This window comes from Planktothrix sp. FACHB-1355, from assembly GCF_014748295.1.
In the GTDB taxonomy this organism is placed as follows: domain Bacteria; phylum Cyanobacteriota; class Cyanobacteriia; order Cyanobacteriales; family Aerosakkonemataceae; genus Aerosakkonema; species Aerosakkonema funiforme_A.
In genome coordinates this window covers 1-5,285 of record NZ_JACJUP010000396.1, presented here as the reverse complement: position 1 = coordinate 5,285, position 5,285 = coordinate 1, and the positions used below count along the sequence as shown (strand labels likewise).

Genomic DNA, 5,285 nt, shown 5'->3' with positions numbered 1-5,285 from the left:
GCAAGATTTCGCGATCGGTCAAAAGGCAGTAAAAATTTAAAATGCAACCAGAAGAAGCCATTCGACAGCAATTCGACAACGCCGCCGCCGCCTACGGCACTTCGCCTATCTTCGCACAAGGACACGACCTGGCGCTGATGCTGCAAGCAGCTGCGCCCACATCAGAAATGACTTTACTCGATGTCGGGTGCGGTGCGGGTCATACTGCTTTTGCTTTTGCACCCCACGTCCGAGAAGCGATCGGGGTTGACCTCAGCCAAGGTATGCTGATAGAGGCGAAACAGCTAGCAGATGCAAAAGCGATCGCCAATGTGCATTTTCGAGAAGCTAGCGCTACAGCACTTCCTTTCCCAGACAAGCACTTCGATATCGTTACCTGTCGCTATGTTGCCCATCACTTCCCCAGTCTGACACCCGCCCTGACTGAAATTGTGCGCGTTCTCAAGCCGAATGGGCAATTTCTCTTGGTAGATATTATTTCGCCGTCAGATTCAGCCCTAGCTGATTTTATCGATCGAGTGGAACAATTGCGCGACCCTTCCCACAGTTGCGACTGGAAAATCTCTCAATGGCAGGCTTGCGGAGAAAAGGTAGGGATGCACCTCCAAGTTATCTCCTCCTGGCAGTTGCAAATTGACTTCGCCGACTGGACTGCACGCCAGAAAACACCGCCGGCAGCTATTGCACAATTGGAAACACTTTTAGATAACGCTTCGCCAGAAGCAAAATCAGCCTTCTCAATTGTCGGCTTACCACGCCGTTCTTTTCACCTTTGGTCAGTCTTCCTGCGCGGCACTCTAACTGTTGACCCTAGTTGATTTCGGCTTGAGAAACAACCAACTTACAAAGAAGAAGAACGCTGTAAATAGCTGGGCGATATCTATGGCAGACAGATAACCATCAGCTAAAGCCGCGATACTTCTATCGGTGATTCCAAATAGCCAAGATGAGATTCCCACAAGCCAGATCCCGCTTTTGAGATTTCCCAAAAAAGTAGAAGTTTCTGAAGGTTGGTCGTTATTCATAAGTTCAGCCTCGTTGCTGTAAATAACTCGATTAACCATCTGAGGTGCGGCAAGGGGGCTCCCGTTATACAAGGGTAGGGTTAGCGGGAGGGGAATTGCCGCCAGCAAACAAATTGAGCGTGAGCGTTTCCTTATTTTCAGAATTGGTACTCATAGCCGTCAGCCTTATGAATGGTTTTCAAGTATTTGGGGTGTACATCAAACTTTTGAGCGGGTAGTTGAAGGACAAAACTTGGTCTAAAACGAATAGCAACACAGTCATTCGAGGGATAGAGGATTTTTTTACCCTTCCTTCTACTCTCTTGACTATCTTAATGTTAAGAAATATTTTTTCTACTTGCCATAAGTCCCCAGATATACATGAAAAAGTGTAGCAAAAATCACTTTTGTACGCATATGAGTACACCCACTCTCAGGCGAGACATTAACCAAAATTTGCAATTTCCAATTTAAAATCTGAAATTCTCGGTTAAGACAGCGCGTATAGACATATACAAGATCGCCATCTCTGCTGCTGCTAATCTGACGAATGTAGATCCGATGATAGAGGCTACTTAGCCCAGGGGACACGATGATCGATCGTAAAACGAGAATCTGGAGTCCGATCTGTGGCAATAGCATTAGGGATGGTAATTAACAACCTCGAAGTAGAAGCGATGAGGGATAGTTACTATCCAGTCAGATTGGTGACAAACCGTGGCAATGTTGAGTGCCGCTACTACAAGGTTCCCAGTACTAAGCGCGGTGTTATCTGGGTAGGCGGTATTGGCGGCGACTGGGATACACCGGCAAACAAACTGTATCCGCGACTTTGCCAGGAGTTGATAGCTGAGGGAATTGCTTCTGTGCGGGTACGCTTCCGCCACTCAACTATTCTTGAAGAAGCTATCCTCGATGTTCTGGCAGGAATTAGTTATTTGGAAAGCGAAGGTGTTGATGCGATCGCTCTCATCGGTCACTCTTTCGGCGGTGCTGTCGTGATTCAGGCTGGTGCCATTGCCGATACTGTATGTACCGTGGTAACGCTCGCTACACAAAGTTACGGTGCGGCAGCAGCAGCCAACTTAGCACCCCGATGCTCGATCTTGCTCATTCACGGTACAGTCGATCGCATACTTCCAGCTGTCTGCTCCCAGTATATCTACAGTCTCGCTCAAGAACCCAAGCACCTCATCCTTTACAAAGGTGCAGATCACAATCTTAACGAAGTTTCTCAACAAGTCGATCGAGCGGTACGCGACTGGATTGTCGATCAACTTTGAACAAACAAATTTGCAGCCCTATTCCTAGAGAATATTAAGCAATGTTTGCTTTATGTTCAGATTTTTTGTTGTTTATAGTAATTGAGATTAGTTTTCAATAATGCTTTTTTCAAAACTAATTAATGCTCAGCTTGCTACCAAATTTACTGGCAATAATTGGTAGCATAATTATATACCATTTTCGGAGCTATATCAAATTTAAATTAACCGTTAAAAGCTCTGGAAACAAGTTGAGATTATATGAAGATAGATAGTGTAAACAGAAAAAACAAAATATTTTTGGTAGTAAGAGTAGGGATGAAAAATGGCTACTTTATTGGGAACTTTAGAAAACGATACTCTCATCGGCACTCCAGAAGATGACTTTGCTTTAGGTAATTCAGGAAATGATAACCTACTTGGTTTAGAAGCAAATGACCAACTCAACGGCAACACGGGCAACGATACCGCAAACGGTGGAGTCGGTAACGATTTAGTAAGAGGCGGTAAGGATAATGACCTCTTACTAGGCGATGTTGGAAATGATTCTCTATACGGCGATTTGGGCAACGATACAGCCAGAGGCGGCAATGGCGATGACTTTTTATATGGAGATAGCGGCATAGAATCTAACTTCAGCGGCGATGGGGATGATTTCCTATTTGGTGAAGCTGGTAATGACACGCTGTTTGGGTTAGATGGTAACGATAGTTTGCTGGGGGATACAGGCGCAGATGTAATTAACGGTAATCAGGGAAACGATACAGTTTATGGAGGTGATGGCAGCGATTTATTAAGGGGAGGAATAGATAATGACCGAATATTTGCTGAATTAGGCGATGACAGCTTATATGGGGACTTGGGAGACGATACCCTCTTTGGTGCAGAAGGTAAAGATGCAATTTTTGGCGGTCGAGGCGAGGATTTGTTATCCGGAAATGAAGATGATGATGAAATTAATGGCAATCAGGGAAACGATACGGTTTTTGGCGGACAGGGAAACGATATTTTGCGGGGTGGCAGAGATGATGACATCATTTCTGGTGATGTTGGCGATGATTTGATTTACGGAGACAGAGGAATAGATACTTTAACTGGAGGCGATGGTAAAGATATCTTTTTTTTGGAAAAGGGAATAGGCGGTGCAAGTTTAACGCAAGCGGATATTATTACTGATTTTGTTAACGGTGAAGATGCAATTGGATTAATAGCAGGTTTCCAAGTCTCAGATTTGAATATATTTCAAGGCACGGGAGCTAATACGAATGACACGATTATCCAAGATAATCTTACAGGCCAATTTTTAGCAGTATTAAAGGGAGTGAATCGTAGTGCGATCGACTCGGCTGATTTTTCTATTCCAGGTGTTTTCACATTTACTGCGCCAACTTTCCAGGTGAATGAAGATGGAACACCAATTCAGGCGGTGACGGTCACGCGCACGGATGGATTGAATGCAGCCGCCAGCGTTACGGTAACGTCGAGTAACGGTACTGCAACTGCGCCTGCCGATTATAACAATACGCCAGTAGTCTTAAATTTTGCGGCGGGAGAAACGAGTAAAACGGTAACAATTCCCATTGTTAACGATGCTGTGGGCGAGTATACAGAGAGCATCAATTTAAACTTAACTAACCCTACAGGCGGCACTGAAGTTGGGCTACAAAATTCGGCGGTTTTGCAAATTGTAGATAATGATTCTGTATCTGTTCCCAAACTCACTTTCGATATACCAGATAGTTCCACTTTTCGTTTCGGGATCTCTATAGAACCATTGAATAACAGCGTCCTGATCCAATCGAGCGGTGATAGTTCACTTCCTGGAGCCAATGGAGCAGCCTACAAGTTTGACGTTACTACAGGTGCGCTGCTTCAGTCTTTCTTCAGACCCGATGATGCGAATTTCTTTGATATGTCAATAGGGACTGTGGGTAACAACGTTCTCATAGGGGCACCAAGATCGTTTGGAAGTGCGGCGGCTTATTTGTTTGATGGGGATACGGGGACACTCCTGAAAAGTTTCGTCAATCCTTCTTCAAATCGCAATCTTCTTTTCGGCTCTTCAGTAGAAGCATTGGGCAATAACATCCTCATCGCAGCCCCAGATGACGATAGGGAAGCTCCTGATGATGGAGCAGTGTATCTGTTTGACGGTAATACAGGGGCGCTTTTGCAAACATTCCTCGATCCGACCCCCGATAATTTCGATTGGTTTGGCTATTCACTAGCGGCAGTAGGCAACAACGTTCTCATTGGCGCACCGTTTGGCAACACAGCTGGTGCTAATGCGGCAGCAGCTTATTTGTTTGACAGTACTACAGGCGCACTTTTGCAAACGTTCCTCAATCCGACCCCCGGAGAACACGACTCATTCGGCATTTCAGTAGCGGCAGCCGGCAACAACGTCCTCATCGGCGCACCAGGAACCCCAGCAGCAGGGGCTGCCTACCTATTCGACAGTACGACAGGGGCGCTCTTGCAAACCTTCCTCAACCCGACACTAGATGTGTTCGAGGGATTCGGCAGTCCGATCGTGGCGGTGGGCAACAACGTCCTCATCGGCGCACCATTCCATAATACGAGTGTTGAAAATAGTGGAGCAGCATACCTATTTGACGGCTCTACAGGAGCGCTGTTGCAAACTTATCTCAACCCTAAACCAGAGTCAGAAGGTTACGGTTATTCCCAAGGAGATTTTTTCGGCAGCTCATTGGCAGCTGTAGGCAATAACATCATCATTGGGGCACCCTCCGATAACGAAGCTGCTGGCGCAGTGTACCTATTCTAGCTGGCATCTTTACTCTTAGCCTGTAGCGCTTGGCGATCGCTACAGGCAATTTTTTAGTTAGTGTCATTAGTCGATCGAGCGGTACTCGACTGGATTGTCGAGAAACTTTGAAGAAAGAAATTGGCAGCCCGATTCTAGCGAAAATATGCAGAAATATTTGTGTTTTCATTGATTATAAGCTATATTCACTTATATAAGCTAAAATTTCCCTTTTTCAGTATCTTCTGGCTG

At 45.5% G+C, this 5,285-nt stretch carries 4 protein-coding genes; 3 read left to right on the top strand and 1 reads right to left on the bottom strand.

Going from position 1 to position 5,285, the window contains the following annotated elements:
- Positions 1-41: 41 nt before the first annotated feature.
- Complete coding sequence (locus tag H6S82_RS16780) at positions 42-818, top strand: class I SAM-dependent methyltransferase (protein ID WP_190465018.1); 777 nt, start codon at positions 42-44, stop codon at positions 816-818.
- Here the strand turns inward: H6S82_RS16780 and H6S82_RS16775 are convergent.
- On the bottom strand, positions 798-1,025 hold the full coding sequence (locus H6S82_RS16775) for a hypothetical protein (RefSeq protein WP_190465019.1): 228 nt from the start codon (positions 1,023-1,025) through the stop codon (positions 798-800). The two genes, H6S82_RS16780 and H6S82_RS16775, sit on opposite strands and share 21 nt — an antisense overlap.
- 608 nt (positions 1,026-1,633) lie before the next feature.
- Here H6S82_RS16775 and H6S82_RS16770 point away from each other — a divergent pair.
- A complete protein-coding gene (locus H6S82_RS16770) occupies positions 1,634-2,287 on the top strand; it encodes a dienelactone hydrolase family protein (protein WP_199315291.1) in 654 nt (217 codons plus the stop codon).
- A 304-nt stretch (positions 2,288-2,591) separates the two neighbouring features.
- Positions 2,592-5,054: a Calx-beta domain-containing protein gene (locus tag H6S82_RS16765; RefSeq protein ID WP_190465020.1), complete on the top strand. Its 2,463-nt coding sequence runs from the start codon at positions 2,592-2,594 to the stop codon at positions 5,052-5,054.
- Positions 5,055-5,285: the final 231 nt, after the last annotated feature.